The organism is Clostridium chromiireducens (assembly GCF_003575225.1).
Taxonomy (GTDB): Bacteria; Bacillota; Clostridia; order Clostridiales; family Clostridiaceae; genus Clostridium; species Clostridium chromiireducens.
In genome coordinates this window covers 52,781-77,702 of sequence record NZ_QXDJ01000009.1, presented here as the reverse complement: position 1 = coordinate 77,702, position 24,922 = coordinate 52,781, and the positions used below count along the sequence as shown (strand labels likewise).

Here is a 24,922-nt window from a genome sequence, read left to right as displayed (position 1 = left end):
AAAAAAATATTTGTGATTTCGGTAAGTTATTAGAGAAGTCTAGTTTTAATGTCTATAATAAATAACAACTTTTTAAAATTAGTTTAAAAAGTAAAGATATCAAATGTAGAGGTAAAGATATTACATATAATTAGTCCCCGCATTATTGTAAAATAAATCATGAAAACGATTAGTAATTAAGAAAGTTGAGGTGGTTAGAACTTGAGTAATGTATTTTTAGAAATGAAGAACATACATAAAAGATTTCCAGGAGTTTATGCTCTTAAGGGAGCGCAGCTGGAAATTAAAAAAGGTGAAGTACATGCTTTATTGGGAGAAAACGGTGCTGGAAAATCAACTTTAATGAAAATACTTGGGGGAGTTCATACGCAGGATGAAGGTCAAATATTTGTTGAAGGAGTTGATTGTGGAGTTATTAATCCGACTAAAGCTGCACAATTAGGTATTGGATTTGTTCATCAAGAATTAAATCTAGCAGAGACATTGACGGTTGCGGAAAACGTTTATATGGGAAGACTTCCATATAAAAATGAAACCTTAGGTATTGTTGACTATAAAAAACTACATGAAGACACAGATTCTATAATACAAAAATTAGGGATAGATATAAACGCTACTGACTTGGTTATGCAACTACCAACAGCAAAAAAGCAAATGGTGGAAATAGCGAAAGCAATAAGTTTAAATTCAAAGATAATTATTTTTGACGAACCAACAACATCGTTATCTCAGAAAGATGTTGAAAACCTTTTTAAAGTTATAAAAACCCTAAAAAATGAAGGAGTAGCAGCAATATATATATCACATAGATTAAAAGAGGTTTTTGATATTTGTGACAGAGCGACTGTTTTAAGAGATGGTACTTATATTGAAAGTTGTGAACTAGAAGGAATAACTCAAGAAAGACTTATAAATATGATGGTAGGAAGAGATTTAACTGAGCTATTTCCTAAGGAGATCTTTGAACCTAAAGAATACGTTTTAGAAGTTGAAGGCATTAGTGATTATGCTGACAGAGTTAAAAATGTTAGCTTAAAAGCAAGAAAAGGTGAAATTTTAGGACTAGCTGGTTTAGTGGGTTCAGGTAGAACAGAACTTATGAGACTTGTATTTGGTGCAGATAAAATAAGCGAAGGTAAGATAGCGATCAATGGGAAAGAAGTTAAGATTAATTCACCTATGGATGCAATCAATAATGGAATCTGCTTTTTAACAGAGGATAGAAAAAGCCAAGGATTATCACTAGTAATGAGTGTTCTTGATAATATAACTCTAACTAACTTAAAAGATTTTGTATTAAATCATAAAAAGTTAAGAGAGACTGGAGAAAGATTTAAGGAAGCACTTGAGATTAAAACAGCAAATCTTGATGTTATGGCAGGAACATTATCAGGTGGAAACCAGCAGAAATTAATACTAGCTAAGTGGTTAAACACGGATTCAGAGATATTTATTTTTGATGAACCAACTAAAGGAATAGATGTAGGTACTAAAGCTGAGATATATCATATAATGAATGATTTAGTTAGAAAAGGCAAAGTAGTTATTATGGTTTCTTCTGAATTACCAGAATTATTAGGTATGTCGGATAGAATATATGTTATGTGTGAAGGAAAACTTACGGGAGAACTTAGCAGAGAAGAAGCGACACAAGAAAAGATAATGAAATTAGCTACGCTTGGAGGGATTAATAAAGATGAACCAAACAATTAATAATAAAGTTGTTCAAGAGGAAGGTACTAAGACAAAAATGGAAGGGTTTAATATTAAAAACTTATTTCTAAAGTATTCAATTTATCTAGTGCTTGTAGTACTTATTTTAACATTCTCAATTGCAAGTCCTGACTTTTTAGGGGCAGCAAATATGTCCAATTTCTTAAGGCAGATTCCTACAGTAGGAATTCTGACAGTTGCAATTACTATGGTAATAATAACTGGAGGTGTTGATCTTTCAATAGGTGCAATAGCTGCATTTTCAGGATGTACAGTAGCTTATTTAGCTGTAAAGGGAGTTAGTATACCAGTTTCTTTACTAGCAGGATTATTGGTAGGTGCACTTTGGGGATTATTTAATGGATTCCTAATTACAAAATTTAAATTAGAATCTTTTATACTTACCATGGGTACAAGCTACCTTATAAGAGGGTTAATATTATTCTTCACAAATGGAATTTATATTAAAGGAGTTCCAGATTGGTTTTATAATATGTCTAATACAGAAGTAGGTATATCAATAATACATACTAACACTATAGTATTTATCCTAATAGTTATTGTTATGGCTTATTTAATGAAAAATACAAGATTCGGTAGATACTGCTACGTAGTGGGATCAAACAAAGAAGCAGGAAGACTATCAGGAATAAACGTAAATAAGCACGTTATAAAAGTGTATGCAATAGAAGGGATTTTGGCTGCAATAGCTGGTATCTTACTAATGTCAAGTATAAACGTTGGTGCTCCAAGTGAAATAAATGGTCCAGATTTATTTGCAATGGCTGGTGCAATCATGGGTGGAGTACAATTCGGCGGAGGAGTAGGAACAATCGGAGGAGCTATGGTAGGAATATTTACTATACAAGTATTCCAAAGTGGATTAGCTATCCTTGGAATCAACTCATTCTTACAACAAGCTGTAACAGGAGCTGTTATTGTACTTGCAATAGTTGTTGACTTCTACAGAAAAGGAAGTTTATTTAAGAAAAAAAGCTAATTATCAAGTGTTATTTAAGCTTAATTCAATAGATTCTAAGAGGTTAATGATTTAAGAAATTAATGGATTAAGCTATATAAAATATACCAAAACAACATATCTAAAAAAATTGGAATTACGGAAGGGGAAAAATTTTATGAAGAAGAAAATTATTGCTTTATTATCAACAGTATTTATTGTTGGTAGCTTAGCTGGGTGTGGAACAAAAACACAAACTGAGGGAACAGCAAGTACAAGTGGAAAAAAGGTTATTTACTTTATTCCGATAGTTGATACAGGAGCTTATTGGTCTCCAATGAAGAAAGCAGCTGAAGATGAGGCTAAGGCTTTAGGATATGAATTAATAGTTAAAACATCGCCACCTAATGAGACACAAAAGAACGAAAAGCATATAGGATTCCTTGATGAGGCTATAAAGAATAAAGCAGCAGGAATAGCTATTGCTCCAATGGATCCAGATATGTTTGATAAAAAAGTTAAAGAAGCAAATGATAAAGGAATTCCAGTAGTAACTTTTGATGCTGACGTAAAAACAAAAGAAAATAGAACATCTTATATAGGAACAGATAATAAGCTTGCTGGAGAGCAGCTTGGAGAAAATGGTGCTAAATCTTTAAAAGAAAAAGGCATCACAAAAGGTAAAATTGCAATGGCAGCAGTAAACTTAACTCAAACAACTATGACATATAGACAAGAAGGAATAAAAGCTGGTTTTGAAAAGGTAATGGGAGCAGATGCTAAGAACTTTGAGTGGTTAGAACCAATTCAAGATAATGACCAATCGGCAGAATCAAAAAGACAATTAGAAGGACAAATAACTTCAAATTCTGATATGGTAGCTGTATTCTCATTAGGATCAGAAGGGCCAGATACAGGTGTAATGGAAGCTATAAAATCTCAAGGCAAAGCTGGAAGCATATATCACTTTGGATTTGACTATACTCCAACTTGGGAAAATGGTGTAAGTACTAATTTAATATCAGGAATCGTTGACCAAGATTCTTATGCAATAGGTAAAACTATAATAGATACTTTAGATAAGAAAATAAAGGGTGAAAAAGTTGATGGTGTTTATCCAGTGCCAGTTAAATGGATAACTGCAGATAAAGTTGTTGAATACGGAAAAGAAAAGCAAAAGCAATTTACAACAGAAACTAAATAATAATTAAATACACGTAAAATTCAAAATTAATAAGGGATAACTCAAATGATTAATGTATTCAAATTTACTTTAGTATATTTTCAAATTGAGTTATCCCTTTTCTTGCTATTTAAATTAATATGCAGATTAATTAGTGATCGGGACTAATTTATAAGTAATTTGAGATACACATGAAAAACAAGCTTTAAGCTAGATTTGATAGGAGGTTTAGTAGATGAAGTTTTGGAGCAATTTTAGTGTAGGGAAAAGATTAATATTTTCATACACACTATTATTTATAATTATTGCATCGGTAGGAATCATAGGGCTGAAGAGTTTAAGTAAAATTAATAATGCTTCAAATGATATGTATGATACTGATCTTGTATCTACAGATATTTTACATAGATTAAATGAAAATTCGTTAGAAATAAATAATAATATATTAAGTCTAATTTATGATAGAGATGAATTAATGATGAAAAAATTAAATGATGATATTTTCAAGGGATTTGAACAAGGAAATTTATTAATAGAGAAATATGGTGAATTAAATTTAGATGATTATCAAAAGAATGAGCTTTCTAATTATAATGAAGTTTATAAAGATTATAAAGAGAAAAGCGATTCATTGCTAAAGTTTGTGAAAGAAAATAATTATGACGAAGCTATATTAGATTATCGAAAATTAGCAGTATCACGAAGTAAGGTTGCAGCATCACTAACTAAATTATTGGAATATAGTTCAATTAAAGCTAAGAATGAAAATATTGATAATGATGATTTATACAGCAAGGTAGAGATGCAAATAACAACTTTTATAATAACGGGATTGATTCTTACTGTGGCTTTAGGATATTTAATGACTAGAAATATAATAGTGTCATTAAAGAAAATAAAAAATTATGCTAATAACCTTGCGAAGTATAATTTTTCTGAGGAAATTATACTTAAGGGGAAAGATGAATTTGCTCAAACGGCAGGTGCTCTTAATATAGCATTGCGAAATGTAAGGGAACTCATAAGGATCATTTTAGATAATTCAACAGAACTATCGGCATCTTCTGAAGAATTAGCTGCATCTGTTCAGGAAATTAGTTCAAAGCTTTCCTTTATAAATGAAGCTACAGATGAGATAGCAACAGGAGCTGAGCAAACGAATTCATCAACTGAGGAATTTGTTTTATATATCAAAAAAATTAATGAAAATATGAACAATTTAGCCGAAATAGTAAATCGAGAGGTTAAAAAATCAATAGATATAAAAATGAAATCAAGTAAAATGATGGAAAAAAGCGAGGCCTCAATACAACTATCTGGAGAGATATATGTAGAGAAAAATAAAAAAATTAAAGAGGCTATAGAGAGAGGAAAGGTAGTTAAAGAAATAGAAGGTTTAAGTGAATCTATAGTAAGTATTGCTTCTGAAACCAATCTTTTAGCCTTAAATGCAAGAATAGAGGCAGCGAGAGCGGGAGAAATGGGAAAAGGTTTCTCAGTTGTTGCAGATGAAGTAGGAAAACTAGCAGAAGAGTCTATTGCTACAGTAAGTGGTATTCATGGAAGTGTGGAAGAAATAAAAAATGTTTTTGAATATTTATCGGAGAATTCAAAAGGAATTTTAAATTATATAGAACAAAATGTGAAATCTGATTATGAGTTTATGATAGAATCAAGTAAAAGTTATGAAAATGATGCTAAATTTATCAATGAGATGTCCGAAGAAATTTCAACTATGGTAAAAGCAATAAATACAAATATTCATAATGTAAGTAGTGCCATGATAGAATTTTCAACTAATATAGAGAAATCCAAAAATAATTCTAGTGAAATATTAAATAGTATAAATGAAGTAACCCATGAAGTAGAGCAAATTTCGGTTAATGCACAGAATCAGAGTGAATTAACTTTAAGACTAAATGAAGTTATTAATAAGTTTAATATTTAGTTGAGTTGTGTTGTGTTAAGAGAGGAAGTTTTGTTTTAGTAAAATAGAAAGTATATTTGTAATTGAAGAAGAATTGGAAGGCTTGCAGGAAAAGCCTAATACAGATATAGTTAAATAAGGAAAACTTGAATGTAGAAGAATATAGAAAAAGGTTTATTAAATATGAATGAGGAAACTAGATGATATCGTAGTAAAGTTATGGATTGCTTGACTATTATCTATCTAATTATAAGTTTCTTTGGGAGGGATAATTATTAAAAAAGTAATTTTATTTCCTATAATTTTAATATTTTTAATTAGTCTCAACGGTTGCTCTTTAGATAACGCAAATAGCACAGAGAATAAAGAAAAGATAACATTAACCATGTGGCACATATGGTCACAAACCAAAATGGATGCTAATGGAAGGATAATTCAGGATACGGTGGAAGAATGGAATAAAGCTAATCCTAATGTCCAAATTAAGATTGAGGCGGTAGAAAATGAGCGGTATAAAGCAAAAATAAAGACAGCATTTGCTGTAAATGAACTGCCTGATATATTTTATTCTTGGGGGGGCGGTTTTAGTAAGCCATTTATAGAGTCAGGAAAGGTATTAAATCTAAATGAATATATAGATAAGGATACAAAAGATAAGATTAATAAAGATATGCTTGACAATGTAACTTATGATAACAACATATATGGATTACCAATGACCTTATCAGTTGGAACGTTTTATTGCAATACAAAGCTTTTTTCAGAAGCAAATATTAAAATACCAGACAATTATGATGAATTTTTAAATGCAGTAAAAGCTTTTAGAAATAAAGGTATAGCACCCCTTTTAGTGGGAGAAAAAGATAATTGGACAGGAATTCTATATTATGATATCTTAGCGTTACGAGAAGGAGGAATAGGCGGAGCTGGTGATTCTCATATAGGTGCAAATAAAAGTGACACAATATTAAAAGCTGCATATAAATTAAAGGAATTAATGGATTTAAAAGCTTTTAATGAATCAAGTATGGAGCTTACAAGAGATGAATCTGAGATTTTATTTAAACAAGGAAAAATTCCTATGTACTATACAGGAAACTGGTTCATCGGTGAGATAGGAAATATGGATCCATCTATAAAGGACAATGTAATCGTTAAGAAATTTCCGATAGTTAAAGACGGAAAAGGTAATGATAGAGAATTTTTAGGTGGAGCAGTGGATCACTTAATGGTAAGTAATAATACAAAATATAAAAAAGAAGCTGTTGATGCGGCAAAATTTATAGCCGAAAGAATATCAAAAAGATATTTCGAATTTGGTTCTGGACTTCCAGCATGGAAATACACCGGTGATACGAGCAATGTAAATAAGTTATCTAAAAAATTAGAGAAGTTAACAGAGAATGCATCATATAGCTTGTATGGTGATATTTACTTGGGAGAGGAAAAAGGAAACAAAGAGAAAGAATTAGTTAGTCAGTTATTTAAAGGACAAATAAGTCCTGAAGACTTTACCAAAGACATGGTGAATATAGAATGATGAGGTATGATTAAATGTATAATAAATTGTTTATATTAAAGAATTTGAAGGATAAATATTTAAATTCAAAAATAAGTATAAAGATTATTGTATATTTTTCAATAATTTTTGTGCTTTCAACAGTCATACTTACATTTGCATATAAGAAAATAAATTCTATTTATAATATAGAGAAGATGAAACAAAGTTCGGTTGAAGTTTTAGAAAGCGCAGAAACTAATACTAGCATGATAATTGATAATGTTAATAACGTTTCAAAGATGATTATATCAAGTGATAACGTCCAAAATACATTAAAGAAAATTCAGAAAGAAGGAAGTGTCGATGATAATATTAGTAATTATCTAATACAATTCACGAATTTCAGTTCTAATATATCTTCGATATATGTATTGGATAATTACGGAAATAAGTATTATTCGGAAAATGTTTTTTATAAGGATTTTCAGATTGAGAAGATTAAAAATTCTGAATGGTATAATGAATTATTAGAGGGTAAAGGTAAATATATATTAAGATTAAACGGTGGAGGATTTTTTGAGGGCAATGGTAATAACTATGTATCACTCATAAGAGAAATAAATGATATAAATACTGGCGAAAAGATTGGTTTAATAATTATAAACATGAATGAGAATGCGTTCTATAATTTAAGTCTGAAATTAAATAACCAATACGGAACACGATTGATTATAAAGAATGATAAAGATGAATTAATAACAGGGTCAGAGGCTGATTCTAAAATACTAAGAGAAATAAAAAATTATAATGAGTCTAAATCAAAAGTGTTTTTCTTAGAGGAAAGAATAGAAGATAAGGATTATATAATATCAAACCTTAAAAATTCGGACTATAACTGGAATTTGACAACTGTAGCAGAATACAACCAATCGCCACAGCAAACTAAATATACTAATTATTTTCTTTTATGTTTTAGTATCATAAATTTTCTATTAATTATTATTGGATCTATAGTAATATCTAAATTTATTACAATGCCTTTAAAGAAACTCAGTGAATCAATGAAGGGGATTGAAAGTGGTGAATTTAATATTGTTAACATAAAAACGTACAATGATGAAGTAGGAGAATTAAAAAAAGGATATAATATTGCAATTTCTCAAATTAATTTACTTCTAGATAAAATACGTAAAGATGAGAAGATAAAAAGACAAAATGAATTAAATTTATTAATGTCACAAATAAAGCCTCACTTTCTATATAATACTTTTGATACTATTAATTCTTTAGCTCTACTCGGAAAAAATAAAACAATATATGAAATGATAAAAGCTTTAGGTAAATTCTATAGAACAAGTTTGAATAATGGAAAAGATATTATTACAGTAAAAGAAGAAATAAATACAGTAAAAAGCTATCTAATTATTCAAAAAATAAGATATGAAGATATGTTTGAGGTTGAATATGACTTAGATCCTAGATGCGATGATTTTAAGATAATAAAGTTAGTATTACAGCCATTGGTTGAAAATGCTATTTATCATGGTATTCGAAGCAGCGAAGATAAAGGAAAGATAAGAATATCAACTTTTCAGGAGCAAGAAAAAGTTATATTGACTTTAGAAGATAACGGAATTGGCATGGATGAATCACAAGTTAGAAATATAAATGAGAATATGACTACTGGCATTGGAGTAAGAACCACAAAGGAAAGGTTAAGAGTATTCTATGGATATGAACATGAATTTATTGTTGAAAGCAAGAAAGATGTTGGAACTAAAATAACAATCAAGATGCCTAGAGTTTCAAGATAGATTAAGTTCCCTGATGAATATTCTAAAGGAAGTGAATTAATTTATGGATAACATTATTAAAGTTATGATAATTGATGATGAACATCTTATAAGAGACCTAATAAAAAATTGCATTGATTGGGATGAAATTGGCATGGAGATTGTTGCTGAAGCTTCTAATGCAGTTGAAGGATTAAATCTCATAAATAAACAAAAGCCAGATATTATTTTAACAGATATAAACATGCCTGTAACAGATGGATTGGATATGAGTAAGAGTATATTGGAGAAATATCCAGATATAAAGGTTATTGTTATAACAGGTTATAATGAATTTGAATATGCTAAAAGAAGTATAAAGATTGGTGTAAGTGATTTTATACTTAAGCCTATAGATGAAGATGAATTGAGGAATTCGGTTTTAAAGCTAAAAGATGAGATCCAAAATGAATATTTAAAGAAAAAAGAATACAAAGATATTAAAGAAAAGATGGTTGCGTTTAACAATATAATAAATTTAAATGATACTAGTGAAACAGATGATAAAAATTTGAATATAGAACAAATTAAGAAATTTATAGTGAAAAATATATCTAATAGGGATTTATCTTTAAAGTTGGTTGCTGAATATTTTTATGTTAATCCAAGCTACTTAAGCCGGATTTTTAAAGAAAAAACTGATGAGACTTTTTCGGAGTATATTGTAAACGCCAAAGTAAAAATAGCTATTGAAATGCTTAAGAACCCAAATGCAAAAGCTTATGAAATCTCAAAAAAGATTGGTATTGATGATCCGAACTATTTTAGTAACTGGTTTAAAAAGTGTACTGGTTTATCGATTAAAGAGTATAAAAAACAAAAATCATGAATATGTAAATAAAAGTGTCTGTTAATTAATGAGCATTAGTTAATATAGACACTTTTTTATTTATTATTTCTCTTTTAAATAATAAGTGTTCCTATAATCCATTGGAGTCATTCCTACTACGATTTTAAAGGCTTTTGAGAAGTTTCCTTGGTCACAAAAACTAAGTTGTGCTGAAATTTCGAGTATGGTCTTATCAGTGTTTTTCAGCAAAGTTTTAGCCCTGTCTATTTTTATATTTTTAAAGTAAGTCATTATTGATATACCCATGTTCTTCTTGAAGCACCTAGAGATATATCCGACAGAAACTTTTAACTCGTCAGATATTTCCTTAAGACTTAAGTGATCTTCCAAACGTATATATAAAAAGCCAATAACCTTATTTATAATAAAATTGTCAGTAACTTCAACAAAATTAATTAATATATCAAGATATGATGTGGCAATATTAATTTCTAATTTTTGAAGGAGTTCTAAGCTATTTAAGGTCTGAATTGTTCTATAATATTTATTATACAAAGTATGAATAAACTGCTTAGATGTACCTTGTTTAATTATTTCTCTAGCAAATATGACATTCCAAATCATTAAATCATTTTTTTTAGTTGATATTGGGATAAATTCTTTATTCTCATCTTTATGTTTCTGCTCAATTATGTCAAGAATTGCTTGTTTATCCTTTTGTTCCATTAAAAAAGTAATTTCATTACTAAAAAAATAACTATCAGAATCATATGCGTCATACATGAAAATATACCTCCTAATAAAATAATAGCTAAGTTTATATATTAATCAAATTATATACTAAAATATAGAAATTTGGGTACCTAGAAATAAAAAAGGTCAATTTAAAACCAATTGTTAAATATAAAGTTGATATAATAAACCTGTAATGGTTGCAATCGTTTAACAATGTATTCTATTTTAGATAATAATCTGGAGGGGTTAAGATGCGAAAAAAATTAAGAATTACTACTATGCTCGTTGCAGGTATTTGCTCTCTATCTATGCTTGCTGGATGTGGAAAGTCATCTGCGGTTTCCGCTGAGAAAGATAGCAAGGAAATAGTGGTTTGGTCATATTTAATGGACAATGAGGTTGAGGAATTAGATAAGATTGCGCAAGAATGGGCAAAAGAAAATGGAAAAAAGGTAAAGGTAATTAAGGATAATTCACCGTTTCAGTCCTTTCTGCAAGCAGCAAATTCATCAAAAGGACCCGACTTAGTTTTTGGTATAACTCATAATAACTTAGGAACATTTCAGCAGGCCGGATTACTTTCAGAAGTTCCAAAAGATTTTGCAAATAAAGAAGAGTATGTAAATAGTGCTGTCTGGGATGCTGTATCTTATGATGGAAAAGCATATGGTGTTCCGTTATCTATGGAGACTTATGCTTTATTCTACAACAAAGATAAAGTTAAAGAAGTACCTAAAACAATTGAAGATTTAGTAAAGCAAGCAAAAGCATATGGTCCATCAGGTTTTCAATTTTCAATGAATGAGTTCTATTATGGCGCAGCTTTTGTTCAGTCATATGGTGGGTATATATTTGGAGGAGACAAAGGAAATATAAAAGTAGAGGATATAGGACTTGCAAATGACGGAGCAATAAAAGCTTATAAATTTTTACAGGATTTAGTTCAAAAGGATAAATTGATGCCAGCAGATATAACTGCAGATATCGCAAATAGCTCGTTTAAAACAGGAGATGCAATATTTTATATAGGGGGACCTTGGGACATTAGTGGTTTTAAAGATGCCGGTGTAAACTTTGGAGTGGTGAAGATTCCCCAAATAAATGGAACAGAGGCAAAAACATTTATGGGTGTACAAGCCGGATTCGTAAGCAGTAAATCGCCAGTACAAGATGAAGCATGGAGCTTAATGAAGTATTTAGCTAATAATACTGGAGAGAGACTATATAAAATAGGCAATAGAATTCCAGTACTTAAGGTGGAATTGAATAAAGATGAAATAAAGAACAATGAATTTACACAAGGATTTATAGCGCAAACAAATTCAGCTGTACCAATTCCTAATGTACCTGAAATTGAATCAGTGTGGAAACCAATGGAGAATATGACAAGGATATTAAGTGGAGAAAATCCAGAGGCAGTAGCTAAAGATATAGAAAAAGCAGTTAAGGATGGAATTCAGGCTAGCAAAAATTAGAGTGAAAAAGATTCCAAGCTTATGTTTGACTTTCATGAATAAATTATCTTTTAAACTAGGCTTGGAATAGTATTCATAAAAATAATAAAAGAGGGTGAGAATATGGCTAAAGCAAGAAGGGGAATTACATTAAAAGATAGCATACAAAGCTACAGATATCTTTCGCCAGCTATAATAAGCATAACCATATTAAGTGTGTTACCAATGCTATATACAATATTTATAGCATTTACTAATTATACATTAAAAAATCAGAATCATGGTTATGGAACTGCTAATGGATGGAAAGTAGTTGGATTATATCAATTTCAACAAGTATTAACAGGCCCTCTAAAAGCTGAGTTTTTTCCGCTGCTTGGGTGGACGCTCTTCTTTACAGTAGTATCTACTTTGGGGGCTTTTATTATAGGACTTATATTTGCTATGGCTCTAGCGGATAAGAATATGAAGGAAGCTTTCATTTATAAAGGGCTCCTAGTGATCCCGTGGGCATTACCAGGAGCTATAACAATAATTTCATTTAAAGGGTTGTTTAATAGTCAATATGGTGCTATAAACAGCATTTTAATGCAATTTAACTTATTACATGATCCGATTTTATGGCTAACAAGCCCTATGGCATCGAGGGTAGCTGTGATCCTAGTTAATTTATGGCTTGGATTCCCTTATATGATGAATGTATGTATTGGGGCATTGGCAGCAATACCTGATACATATTATGAAGCAGCAGACATTGATGGGGCAGGTAGATGGGGAAAATTTGTAAGTATAACACTTCCATCATTGGCAAACGTATCATATCCGCTTTTGATAGCCAATTTTGCATTCAATTTTAATAATTTTAACTCTGCTTATCTACTAACAGAGGGAGGACCATCAAAAGCGGGCTCATCCTTCGCTGGATATTGGTTCTGCGACTTTTAAAATGTCAGTGGATAAAGGGAACTTTGGTCTTGGAGCCGCAATGTCCATATTATTATTTGTAATAATAGGGACTTTATCAATAATTAATATGAAGATATCAGGACAATTTAAAGAGGTGGAGAACTAATGGCAGAAGTTAATGTAAGTATAAATAAACAATTGTCTATATCAGAAGAAAGATTAACATATAGAAAGAGGATGACTAAGCGAGAGTGTATAGAGTTATGGGGGAAAAGATTATTTCTAATAGCATCTATATTAATAATAATATTTCCTATAGTCGCTATAATAGCAGCATCTCTTTCAACAGGGACAAGTTTTATGCAAAAAAATCTTATTCCAACAGCTATAACTTTTGAAAATTACCAAAAAGCATTAAGTGATAATATTGGTTTTGTTAAGTGGATGGTTAATACTACATTTGTGGCAGTATTAGTATCAATTATTCAATTAGCAATGACATTACCAGCGGCGTTTGCATTTTCTAGATTAAAATTTATAGGTAGAAAAAAGGGTTTAATGCTATTATTAATACTTCAAATGTTTCCTACAATAATGAGTGTGCCAGCAATATTAGCAGTTGCATATAGACTACCTTTTGGAATGGACAATCTAATATTTTTATCATTAATACTTTGTGCAGGAAGTGCTTATAATATTTGGCTCATGAAAGGATATATGGATGGGCTTCCTAAAGAATTAGATGAAGCTGCAAAAGTTGATGGGGCTACTGTGTGGCAGATATTTACCAAAATAATTTTACCATTAACTAAGTCCATGTCTGTGGTAATCTTTTTCTTCTCATTTATTGCGGTTTATGGAGAGTTTGTATTTTCGGCATCGCTGCTTAAAGATAAAGATTTAAAAACATTAGTAATAGGGTTAAAGTCATTTACAGCAGGAAAGTTAACAGACTGGCCTATGTATTCTGCTTGTTCTATAATGATTTCTGTTCCCCTTGCAATACTTTTTGTAGCTATTCAAAAGTTTATTTCTAAGGGTTTGGTTTCAGGAGCAGTAAAAGAGTAGAACACTTACAGGCATAATAGAGGAGGAATTTTAAGTTGAACAAACATGCAATATATCATATATTAGATACACCATATGCATATGCAAAAGATATCAACACCTTATCGGTTACACTAAGAGCTGCTAAAAATGATATAAAAATATGCAATATACATTATAAAAGCAGATATGATTGGGAAAATAGATTCAATGTAGAAGAAATGAAAATTAAAGATACTAATAATTTATTTGATTTTTTCTCAACAGATATATCTGTTGAGAGAAATAGGTATAGATATTTTTTTGAGATAATAGATGGTGAAGGGAATAGGTTCTTTTTAGATGAAAGAGGACTCAGAGGAAAAGAGATACGAAGAAAAGAAGCGACGGCGTTTCAATATCCTTATATAGCGCCAGCAGATGTATATAATGAAGAAAAATGGCTTCAAGAAGCTGTTGTATATCAAGTTTTTGTTGACCGTTTCTGTAATGGAGATAAGAGTAATGACCCTGAAAATATTGCGAAATGGGGTGATGATGTAAATGAAGCATCAATGTTTGGTGGTGATATACAAGGAATAATTGATAAGTTAGGCTATTTGGAGGAGTTGGGTGCAAACATACTATATCTGACCCCTATATTTAAGTCATCTTCTAATCACAAATATAATACGGCTGATTATTATAAGATTGATTCACAATTTGGAGATATAGAAAAAGTGAAAGAGCTAGTAAAGAAATGCCATGATAAAAATATTAAGGTGGTTTTTGATGCAGTATTTAATCATTCTGGTGCAGATTTTTTTGCATTTGAAGATGTGCTTTTAAATCAAGAAAAATCTAAATATAAAGACTGGTATTTTATAGATAAATTTCCAGTGGGCTTAGGGGAAGTGGATTACTATACTTTTGCTGATAATGTTGCAACAATGCCAAAGTTTAATACAAATAATGAAGAAGTAAAAAATTATCTATTAAATGTCGCAAAGTATTGGATAGATGAAATGGGAATAGATGGCTGGAGACTTGATGTGTGTGATGAAGTAGATCACAGTTTCTGGCGAGATTTTAAGAAGGCTGTAAAAAATCATAAAAAGGAGGCTATAATTATCGGAGAAATTATGCATGAGGCTAGCTCTTTCTTAAAAGGAGATCAGCTTGATGGAATTATGAATTATCCTTTTAAAGGTGCGTTGGTAGATTTCTTTGGTAACAGAACCATAGACGCGAAAATGTTTAGTGAGATTTTATCTATTAATAGAAATATTTATATGGATAGCATAACAAGACAGATGTGGAACTTGATTGGGAGTCACGATACACAAAGATTTTTAACTGAATGTAGTGAGAAGGTTGAGCGAATGAAATTAGCAATTGCCTTTCAATTCACATACATAGGAGTACCATATATATATTATGGAGATGAAATTGGACTTTGGGGAGGAGAGGAACCAGAATCTCGAAAGTGCATGGTATGGGAAGAGGAAAAACAAAACAAAGAATTATTTGATTTATACAAACAATTAATTTCAGTAAGAAAAAATAATCCGGAATTAATTTATGGATCTTATAAAACCCTATATTGTGAAGGAAATTTGATTATATTTGAACGATCTTATGAAAAAGAAATGACAATCATAGCTATTAATAATGAGGAAAAGCAAGTTGAATTTAAATTACCTGTTAATTCCCCAATTAAAGACCTCATAAATTCGCAGATATCAAATGTTGGTGAAAACATATATTTGAAATCAATGGATTTTAAAATATATAAAGTACTTAAAGATAATTAGAATTTTAAGATATCCATATTGATAATATTTAAAATCGAAAAGGCAAGATAATTAAGTGGTAATTTAAATCTAAAAGCATATGTGTTTATTTAATTCGTTGATAAGAATAGATAAATGCATATGCTTTTATTTTTGTTCACATATTTAGCATGGAAGTTAATAGGAGATATATTTTTGTTGAAATATGATAAAATATAACTTGAAATTATCATAGTAGAATAAATTTATTTGAGAAACAGATAATAAAAATAAGTCTAAGATAGTTTTTTGTATCTAGTTCTATGTTTATAGGATTACCTATAAACATGGCTTTATTTTGAGAAAGAAGTTTGTTATATTACGTTGCAAATACCACTTTCTTGTTGATTTTTAATTCACATGTATATGAAATTGTATAAGTTATAAAAGTAAATTTAATATTTGCAGGTATATTAATTTTAATAAAGGGGAGATTTTTATATGTTAAAAGAATTTAAAGAATTTGCAATGAAAGGTAACATAGTTGATTTAGCAGTAGGTGTCATAATTGGTGGTGCTTTTGGGAAAATAGTTACATCTTTAGTTAATGATATTGTAATGCCGCTTGTTGGTTTATTAGTGGGAAAGGTTGATTTTTCAAATTTATTTATTGCCCTTGGAAATGGGGAGTTCAAAACAATACAGGAGGCTAAAAATGCAGGAGTTGCTACTATAAATTATGGTTTGTTTATAAATAATATAATTGATTTTTTAATAGTGGCTTTTTCTATTTTTATGGTTATAAAACAAATTAATAGATTTACAAAAAAGAAAGAAGAAAAACCAGCTGGAACTAAGAAAATATGTGCTTATTGTTATAGTGAAATTCATATTAATGCAATAAGATGTCCTAATTGTACATCAGAATTGAACTAAAACTCTTTGGTCTATTGTAAAAAAAAGCCAAAGAAATGAAGGAAAAAAAAATAAAAAATTCATATTTGATAAAGAAAATAAATTGTAATTGTGACAAAAATCGTGTAAAAATTAATATAAAACATAAATAATATGTGTTAAATAGTAAGAAATATGTTATAATCTATTATGTTAATTTTAAACAGCGTAAATTTGTATTATGACAAAATATGAGTTGTAAAAATTGCAGATTCTATTTTAATATAGTGTTTTGCAATGAATAGCTCATTATAAATAAATAATAAGCATTAAAGGAGTTGTATATTAATTGGGGAAAAAATTTAAAAGAGTGCTAGTTGCTAATAGAGGGGAAATAGCGATAAGAATCTTTAGAGCTTGTCATGAACTTGGTATCAGAACAGTGGCTATATATACTGAGGAAGATAAGTTTGCTCTTTTTAGAACTAAAGCTCATGAGGCATATCAAATTGGAAAAAACAAAGGACCAGTTGAAGCTTATTTAAATATTGATGAAATAATAAATCTTGCATTAAAGAAGCACGTGGATGCTATACATCCGGGTTATGGATTTTTATCTGAAAACCCAGAATTTGCAAGAAGATGTGAAGAAGTTGGTATAGAATTTATTGGACCAAAATCAGAAATGATGGATAAATTAGGGGATAAAATTAAATCTAAAATAGTAGCTAAAAGTGTTGGCGTACCAGTAATACCTGGTGTAGAAAAGCCAATAACTGATGAAAATAACGCAGTTGAAGTTGCTAAAATGTGTGGATACCCTGTTATGATAAAAGCTGCTGCTGGTGGTGGCGGTAGAGGAATGAGAATAGTAAGAAATGAAGATGAAATTCTTACTGCTTTTAGAAATGCTAAAAATGAGGCTAAAAAAGCTTTTGGTAACGATGATATGTTCATTGAAAAGTACTTAGAAGGACCAAAACATATTGAAATTCAAGTTTTGGGAGATAAGTATGGTAATATAGTACATCTTTATGAGAGAGATTGTTCTATCCAAAGAAGACATCAAAAGGTTATAGAAGTTGCTCCAGCATTATCTTTAACTCCAGAAAAGAGAGAAGAGATATGTGTTGATGCTTTAAAGATAGCTAAATCTGTGGAGTATAGAAGTGCGGGAACTCTTGAGTTTCTAGTTGATATGCACGGAGATCACTACTTTATAGAAATGAACCCTAGAATTCAAGTTGAGCACACTATTACTGAAATGACAACTGGTATAGATATAGTTCAAAGCCAAATCTTAATAGCAGAAGGATATGAATTAGGCTCCAAAGAAGTAGGAATATATTCTCAGCAAGATATAAAACCAAGAGGATATGCAATTCAATGCAGGGTAACTACAGAAGATCCTTCAAATAATTTCTCTCCAGATACAGGTAAAATTGATGTTTACAGAACTGGATCAGGATTCGGAATTAGACTTGATGGTGGAAATGGATATAGTGGTGCAGTGATAAGTCCATATTATGATAGTTTACTTGTAAAGAGCACTGCATATTCAAGAACATTTGAAGACACAGTTAGAAAATCTATTCGTGCAATTAAAGAGTTAACAATTTCAGGTGTTAAAACTAACGTGGATTTCCTAATAAACGTGTTAAATAATGAAAAGTTCCAAAAAGGTGAATGCGATACTAACTTTATATCAGATAATCCACAATTATTTGATATAAATCCAAGAACTGATGAAGAATCTAGAATCTTAAAGTTCATTGGAGAAAAAGTAGTAAATGAAACTAAAGGAAATAAAAGAGAATATGATGTACCGGATATTCCAGTAATAACATCTTTAGATGGTTTAAGTGGTACTAAGCAAATCTTAGATGCACAAGGTCCAGAAGGTGTAGTTAAATGGATAAAAGATCAAAAGAAACTACTTCTTACAGATACAACAATGAGAGATGCTCAACAATCATTAATGGCAACTCGTGTTAGGACTCAGGACATGAAGAATATTGCAAAAGCAACAGCTGTTTATGGAAATGATTTATTTTCTCTTGAAATGTGGGGAGGCGCTACTTTCGATACTGCTTATAGATTCCTAAAAGAATCTCCATGGAAGAGACTTGAATCTTTAAGAAAGAGAATTCCAAATGTAATGTTCCAAATGCTTATTAGAGGAGCAAATGCTGTAGGATATAAAAACTATCCGGATAATGTTATAAGAGAATTCATAAAACAATCTTCAGATAATGGAATAGATGTATTTAGAATTTTTGATTCACTTAACTGGTTAAAAGGTATAGAAGTATCTTTAGATGAAGTATTAAAATGTAATAAGGTAGCAGAAGTTGCATTATGCTATACAGGTGATATTTTAGATGAAACCAGAGACAAATATAGCTTGAAATACTATGTAGAAAAAGCTAAGGAAATTGAGAAAATGGGAGCGCATATACTTGCTATAAAGGATATGTCAGCATTACTTAAACCTTATGCGGCTAAGAAGCTTATAAGTGCGTTAAAAGATGAAATTTCAATTCCTATTCATCTTCATACTCATGACACTACTGGTAATGGTGTTGCGACAGTATTAATGGCAGCAGATGCAGGAGTTGATATAGTTGATACAACTTTTAATAGTATGTCAGGACTTACAAGTCAGCCAGCATTAAATTCAATAGTAGCAGCTCTTGGAAATACAAGCAGAGATACTGGTATTGATTTAAGTGGAATTCAAAAATTATCTGATTACTGGGATACAGTAAGACCAGTTTATAATCAATTTGAATCTGATTTAAAATCAGGAAGTGCTGAAATTTATAAATTTGAGATTCCAGGTGGTCAATATTCAAACTTAAAACCACAAGTTGAAAGCTTTGGCCTTGGTCATAGATTCAATGATGTAAAACATATGTACAAAAAAGTAAATGATATGCTTGGAGACATTATTAAAGTTACTCCATCATCAAAAATGGTTGGAGATATGGCTATCTTTATGGTTCAAAATGATTTGACACCTGAAAATATTCTTGAAAAGGCTAAGAATATGGCATTTCCAGATTCCATAGTTTCATATTTCAAAGGAATGATGGGTCAACCAGAAGGTGGTTTCCCTAAGGAATTACAAGAACTTGTATTAAAGGGAGAAGAACCGATAACTGTTAGGCCAGGAGAATTATTACCACCAGAAGATTTTGATAAAATTGAAACATATTTAAAAGAAAAATATAAATTTACTCCATGTAAGAAAGATATAATAAGTTATGCACTATATCCAGATGTATTTGAATCATATATAAAATCTGTATTGGAATATGGTGATGTAAGCCGTATGGGCAGTGATGTATTCTTCCATGGACTTGCAGAAGGCGAAACAAGTGAAATTGAAATTGCTGAAGGTAAGACAATGATTGTTCAATTAATTGAAATTGGAAAATTAGATGGAGAAGGGAACAGAACTTTAGACTTCGAAATCAATGGGAATAGAAGAGAGATTAAGATAAAAGATAAAACTGAAAGAATTATAAATACTTCAGGTTCAGATGATTCATCTAAGATGGCTGATCCAGATAATGCGCTTGAAATTGGAGCAAGTATCCCAGGAACTATTATAAAGGTGCTTGTTAAGGAAGGCGACAGCGTTAAAGAGGGCGATAGCTTACTTGTTGTGGAAGCGATGAAAATGGAAACAAATATTGTTGCATCTAGTGCAGGAACTGTTGAATCTATTTTGGCTCAAGAAGGAAAACAAGTTAAGACTGGTGAATTATTAGTAAAATTAAAATAATATAACATAAGTAGTAAGGGCTGTACTAAATATTAAGGCCATAATTAAAATGAAAATTTTAATTATGGGCTAATGATTTTGGCACAGTCTATTACTTTAGGGGGAGTAAGTCATTATAGAAAAATACATACCAACGATTGGAATAGTGCTTGAGAATGGATATATAGAAAGTTATGATCACGGAATGGCAAAAAAGTATAATTATCATCATGCTTTTATAATGTCTTCGAAAGATAAGAAGGAAATTAATTATGATAGTATATTAAGATTTGTGAAACTTGAAAAAGAAGATTTTTATACATTGGAGGGTGAACCTTCCTTAGAGCCTCACACTATTGGAAAAAAGCAGATTAAGGTTTTCGCAAAGCATTGCATAGAAAATGGGGTAGATCCTAATACCAGAGTTAAGATAAAAGATCATAAGCTGGGAACCTTATACGAAAATCGTTTTATCGGATCATTAAAAGACTTCTATAAAATAGAAAATATTAATAAGTAAAGATAAAAAACACATTAAATGCAATATATTTCTAACTTTTAAGGGAGGGTATTTATGAAATTAAAATGGAAGATATCAATAATAATTTCATTGGTTCTTGTTACTTTTTCGTTGACATTAGGAATTGGGACTTATACCAAGGTGATTAATATATTACAAATGAATATTGAAAAAGATCTTAACTCAAATATGGGCATGTTTACAATAGTTTTTGATGAAAAATATCCAGGAGACTGGGAGGTTAAGGGTGACAAGTTATACAAGGGGAATTCAGAAATTAACAATGATTTCAATGTAGTTGATGAAGTTAAAAATAGGACTAATATGTATGCTACAATATTTATGAATGATACTCGAGTAACAACTAATGTTAAAGACAAAGATGGAAAGAGGAGTATAGGAACAAAGGCAAATGAGCAAGTTGTTAATACTGTTTTAAAAAGTGGAGAGAATTACATAGGAAAAGTTACTATAGAAGGTATTGATGTAGAAGGATATTATATACCGTTAAAAGATAAAAATAGTAAGATTATTGGAATGTATTTTGTAGGATTGTCTTATGAAGAAGTATTAAATAAAACTACTAGTTTAGCAATAGATATTTCTATAATAAGTGCAATTATGATTGCTATAGGATTTATAATATCAATCTTTATAGCAAAATATATAACAAAAGACTTAGAGATAGTTAGGAATGATATTAATTCTTTTGCAAAAGGCGATTTTAGTGTGAAAATGAATATGAAGCCATTAAGTAGAAAAGATGAAATAGGATATATTGGTAAGGCTATCGAGTCTATGCAGGGTGGAATAAAGTCAATTATTAGTGATGTTATAAAAGAGACTGATGTGATTCAGGAAAATGTAAGAAACACTAATGAACAATTAAATAAATTGCAAATAGATATAGAAAGTATTTCTGCCACTACTCAACAATTATCAGCTGGGCTAGAAGAAACTTCAGCATCAACACATGAAATGAATGAAACTGCTTCAGAGATTGAATTATCTGTTGAGGAAACAGCTATGAAGGCCAAAGAGGGAAAAGAGGCAGCTAGGAAAATAAAGCAAAGAGCGGAGGAGTTAAAAGTAAAAGCGTTAACTTCAAATGAAAAAGCTCAAAATGTATATAATAAAACTCACGCTAGTATGGTTAAATCTATAGAAAAAACAAGGACTATAGAAAAAATAAAGATACTATCCGATACAATATTGAGTATATCAGAACAAACAAACTTATTAGCATTAAATGCAGCTATAGAGGCAGCTAGAGCAGGGGAAGCGGGGAAAGGCTTTACTGTGGTCGCGGAAGAAGTACGCAAACTGGCAGAAGATTCGAAGGAAGCTGCAGGAGGAATACAAAGTATGACTCAAACAGTTATACAATCTGTGGACAGCCTAGTTTCAGAGTCTAAGAATATGTTGCAATTTATTGATGAAAATGTACTGAAGGATTATGAGACTCTTGTTGAAACCGGAGAACAATATAGTAATGATGCGTCTTTTGTTGATAATTTAGTTTCAGATTTTTCAAGTACAGCGGAAAAATTAAGTGAATCTATTAGTAATATTGTCCATATAATAAATGAAGTAAGTAGTGCTGCTACTGAAGGTGCTAATGGTTCAACTAATATAGCAGGAAAAACTATAGATATAGCTAATAGTATTAGAGAAGTAATATTGCAAGCTGAACTTACGAAAGAAAGTTCAGATAGATTACTTGAAGAAATTCAAGAATTTAAAGTTTAAGCAGAAAGAAAAAAATCTTATGGATTTATTTTAATCATAAAGCACAGCATATACGGTATAATATGCTGTGTTTTTTATGTGACCCTAAAAATATGTTTAGAATAAATGGAAATCATATCAAACTAAGAATTATAAATACTTATAGAAAAAAGAATTTGATCAAAATCTTCATAAAATCTTCATATGAATTTTATAAAATTATATTATTACCAAGACTTTTAAAGGAGGATCTAAATTATGAATAATATGACCCATTACATGGAATTACTCGCACAAAATCAACCGTGGAATCTGATTATATTTATGGCGATACCAGTTATTTGTGCAGAGACACTTGCCATCACTGAACTTATGATACTTTTTAAGAGAAACTTTACAGGCACTGCGAGAAAAATTAATAAAATAACTGGAATCTTCGCTGGTTTCTATTTTTTAGGCATTTTTATTTATCTGTTTATAAATGCAGTAATGCCGTTAACAACTACGGGTGGTTGGAGAGGAATCGCAGATGTAATAGCTGTAGGATTTTATCTTTTAGGCGTGGTTCCGCTTCTTGGAATTAGTTTGCTTGAACTTGGACTTATATCAGCTAATAAGAATGAAACAGATAAACTTAAATTACACGCTATATTTGTAGGAATATTCCTTGTAGTAGCTCATATAGCTATGATTTTTGGAATGTTAAATCCGGAATTGATGAGTATAGGCACTGATATGCCTATGTAATATTATTAACTTAATAATTACTATAAAAAATATTATGAATAAGAATACAATAATTGGAAACAGGATAAAATATATAATAATTTATCCTGTTTTGATTTTATTTACTTATTTATTAATTATAATTTTTAAAATTAATCTAAATAGGATTTTTGATGTATCTGTATCCTAAAATCATTTACATGGAAAAGCAAAACTGTTAGTATAAGTATGAGGGAACATTTTTAAATCAAATTAGTAATTCTTATGGAAATCACCCAAATTTAAAAGCATAAGATATGCAAGGAGTAGTAGTTATTTATGCCAAATATGATGCAAATTTTAAAAAGTCAAGGTTTTAAAAGATTTATAACATTATTGATATTATTTATGTTTTTATATGCAATGAGAGGTATGCTTAATTTAATGCTTTTAACTTTTGTATTTACATATTTAATACATAATGTTTCAAAGTTCTTAATAAACAGATTTGAAGGAAAGATAAGAATAAATTATAAAGTAATGATATTAGCAGTCTCGTTATTTGTAACTACTATGTTGTTCATAATAATAATAGACTTTCTACCATTAGTTATTCATGAATTTAGACAGGTTATTAAGCAAATACAAGAAATATATTATGGTTCTTCTCAAGATAATGAAATCGCTAGATTAGTTAGAGAAAAATTGGATCAAATCTATGGCCATATATTTTCAGCAGAAGGTATAAATTATATTGTTCAATCTATTTCTAATATAAGCAGGCTGGGAATTAATATTATAATTTCATTAATTTTAAGTATTTTCTTCCTTTTAGAAAAGGATAGGATAATCTTTTTCACTTATAAATTTAAGCAAAGTAAAATTTCGGGAATTTGCAGTGAACTCGAGTTTTTTTGGGAAAAGTTTATGTCATCTTTCGGAAAGGTTATTGAGGCACAAATTGCTATAGCTACGGTAAATGGAATACTTTCAACTATTGGATTATGGATAATTGGATTTCCTCATTTACTAGGGTTTGGAATGATGGTAATGTTACTTGGGTTAATACCAGTAGCCGGAGTGATAATATCATTATTACCTTTAAGTATTGTCGCTTTTAATAACGGAGGTTTAGTTCATGTTGTTTATATACTTATAATGGTTGCTTTACTTCATGCATTTGAGGCGTATATTTTAAATCCTAAATTAATGTCTTCAAAAACTAAGCTGCCTATATTTTATACGTTAAGTATACTTTTAGTTTCAGAGCACCTTGGTGGTGTTTTAGGATTAATTATAGGAATACCTATTTTCATGTTTATATTAGATGTAATTGAGGTTCCATATGTGAATATAACTTCAGAAGAAAAAAATAAACATTAAATTTGGATGCATTTGATTAGATATATCTAGAATTAGTAGTATAACATTATGAATTTTGTTGAGTAATGTTGAATTTTAAAATATAATGGTGTTAGAGTTAATTCGTATAAAAAACATACTTAATAA

At 30.0% G+C, this 24,922-nt stretch carries 17 protein-coding genes and 1 pseudogene; 17 read left to right on the top strand and 1 reads right to left on the bottom strand.

All coding sequences use genetic code 11. The features are described 5' to 3' along the window. Positions 1–201 precede the first annotated feature (201 nt). From D2A34_RS24675 to D2A34_RS24645, 7 genes are all read left to right on the top strand, one after another. Entirely contained in the window at positions 202–1,713 is a 1,512-nt protein-coding gene (locus tag D2A34_RS24675; RefSeq protein WP_079438103.1) for a sugar ABC transporter ATP-binding protein, read from the top strand. After that, on the top strand, positions 1,697–2,713 hold the full coding sequence (locus tag D2A34_RS24670; RefSeq protein ID WP_079438102.1) for an ABC transporter permease: 1,017 nt from the start codon (positions 1,697–1,699) through the stop codon (positions 2,711–2,713). Before D2A34_RS24675 ends, D2A34_RS24670 begins: the two co-directional genes overlap by 17 nt. A 136-nt stretch (positions 2,714–2,849) precedes the next feature. Then, the gene (locus tag D2A34_RS24665; protein WP_079438101.1) at positions 2,850–3,875 is read left to right on the top strand and encodes a sugar ABC transporter substrate-binding protein; all 1,026 of its coding nucleotides are present in this window, start codon (positions 2,850–2,852) and stop codon (positions 3,873–3,875) included. A 214-nt stretch (positions 3,876–4,089) separates the two neighbouring features. Then, on the top strand, positions 4,090–5,802 hold the full coding sequence (locus tag D2A34_RS24660) for a methyl-accepting chemotaxis protein (RefSeq protein ID WP_119368196.1): 1,713 nt from the start codon (positions 4,090–4,092) through the stop codon (positions 5,800–5,802). 364 nt (positions 5,803–6,166) lie between these two features. Further along, positions 6,167–7,321 (top strand): extracellular solute-binding protein, encoded by a 1,155-nt coding sequence (locus D2A34_RS24655; protein WP_242965981.1) that lies wholly within the window; start codon positions 6,167–6,169, stop codon positions 7,319–7,321. Positions 7,322–7,335: 14 nt separating this feature from the next. Beyond that, complete coding sequence (locus tag D2A34_RS24650) at positions 7,336–9,096, top strand: sensor histidine kinase (protein ID WP_119368195.1); 1,761 nt, start codon at positions 7,336–7,338, stop codon at positions 9,094–9,096. Between the two features lie 43 nt (positions 9,097–9,139). Continuing rightward, entirely contained in the window at positions 9,140–9,943 is an 804-nt protein-coding gene (locus tag D2A34_RS24645) for a response regulator transcription factor (protein ID WP_119368194.1), read from the top strand. Positions 9,944–10,006: 63 nt separating this feature from the next. Here the strand turns inward: D2A34_RS24645 and D2A34_RS24640 are convergent, their stop codons facing one another. Then, complete coding sequence (locus tag D2A34_RS24640) at positions 10,007–10,687, bottom strand: helix-turn-helix domain-containing protein (RefSeq protein WP_119368193.1); 681 nt, start codon at positions 10,685–10,687, stop codon at positions 10,007–10,009. A gap of 203 nt (positions 10,688–10,890) precedes the next feature. On the opposite strand from D2A34_RS24640, the gene D2A34_RS24635 reads away from it, so the two are divergent. From D2A34_RS24635 to D2A34_RS24590, 10 genes and pseudogenes are all read left to right on the top strand, one after another. Then, positions 10,891–12,114, top strand: a complete 1,224-nt coding sequence (locus tag D2A34_RS24635; RefSeq protein ID WP_119368192.1) for a sugar ABC transporter substrate-binding protein — start codon at positions 10,891–10,893, stop codon at positions 12,112–12,114. 102 nt (positions 12,115–12,216) lie between these two features. Then, positions 12,217–13,165 (top strand): annotated as a pseudogene (locus D2A34_RS24630) (carbohydrate ABC transporter permease). After that, positions 13,165–14,067, top strand: a complete 903-nt coding sequence (locus tag D2A34_RS24625) for a sugar ABC transporter permease (RefSeq protein ID WP_119368191.1) — start codon at positions 13,165–13,167, stop codon at positions 14,065–14,067. The pseudogene D2A34_RS24630 and the gene D2A34_RS24625 overlap by 1 nt, the downstream one beginning before the upstream one ends. A gap of 35 nt (positions 14,068–14,102) precedes the next feature. Beyond that, on the top strand, positions 14,103–15,839 hold the full coding sequence (locus D2A34_RS24620) for a glycoside hydrolase family 13 protein (protein WP_119368190.1): 1,737 nt from the start codon (positions 14,103–14,105) through the stop codon (positions 15,837–15,839). Between the two features lie 459 nt (positions 15,840–16,298). Then, a complete protein-coding gene (mscL, locus tag D2A34_RS24615) occupies positions 16,299–16,733 on the top strand; it encodes a large conductance mechanosensitive channel protein MscL (protein ID WP_079438094.1) in 435 nt (144 codons plus the stop codon). A 307-nt stretch (positions 16,734–17,040) separates the two neighbouring features. Next, positions 17,041–20,481 carry a pyruvate carboxylase gene (locus tag D2A34_RS24610; protein WP_079438093.1) on the top strand — a complete coding sequence of 1,147 codons (3,441 nt, stop codon included), beginning with the start codon at positions 17,041–17,043 and terminating at the stop codon, positions 20,479–20,481. Positions 20,482–20,665: 184 nt separating this feature from the next. Continuing rightward, complete coding sequence (locus D2A34_RS24605; RefSeq protein ID WP_147357757.1) at positions 20,666–20,980, top strand: hypothetical protein; 315 nt, start codon at positions 20,666–20,668, stop codon at positions 20,978–20,980. A 54-nt stretch (positions 20,981–21,034) separates the two neighbouring features. Then, positions 21,035–22,729, top strand: a complete 1,695-nt coding sequence (locus tag D2A34_RS24600) for a methyl-accepting chemotaxis protein (RefSeq protein WP_079438091.1) — start codon at positions 21,035–21,037, stop codon at positions 22,727–22,729. A 237-nt stretch (positions 22,730–22,966) separates the two neighbouring features. Beyond that, positions 22,967–23,455, top strand: a complete 489-nt coding sequence (locus tag D2A34_RS24595; protein ID WP_079438090.1) for a DUF6803 family protein — start codon at positions 22,967–22,969, stop codon at positions 23,453–23,455. A gap of 297 nt (positions 23,456–23,752) precedes the next feature. Next, entirely contained in the window at positions 23,753–24,796 is a 1,044-nt protein-coding gene (locus D2A34_RS24590; RefSeq protein ID WP_079438089.1) for an AI-2E family transporter, read from the top strand. Positions 24,797–24,922: the final 126 nt, after the last annotated feature.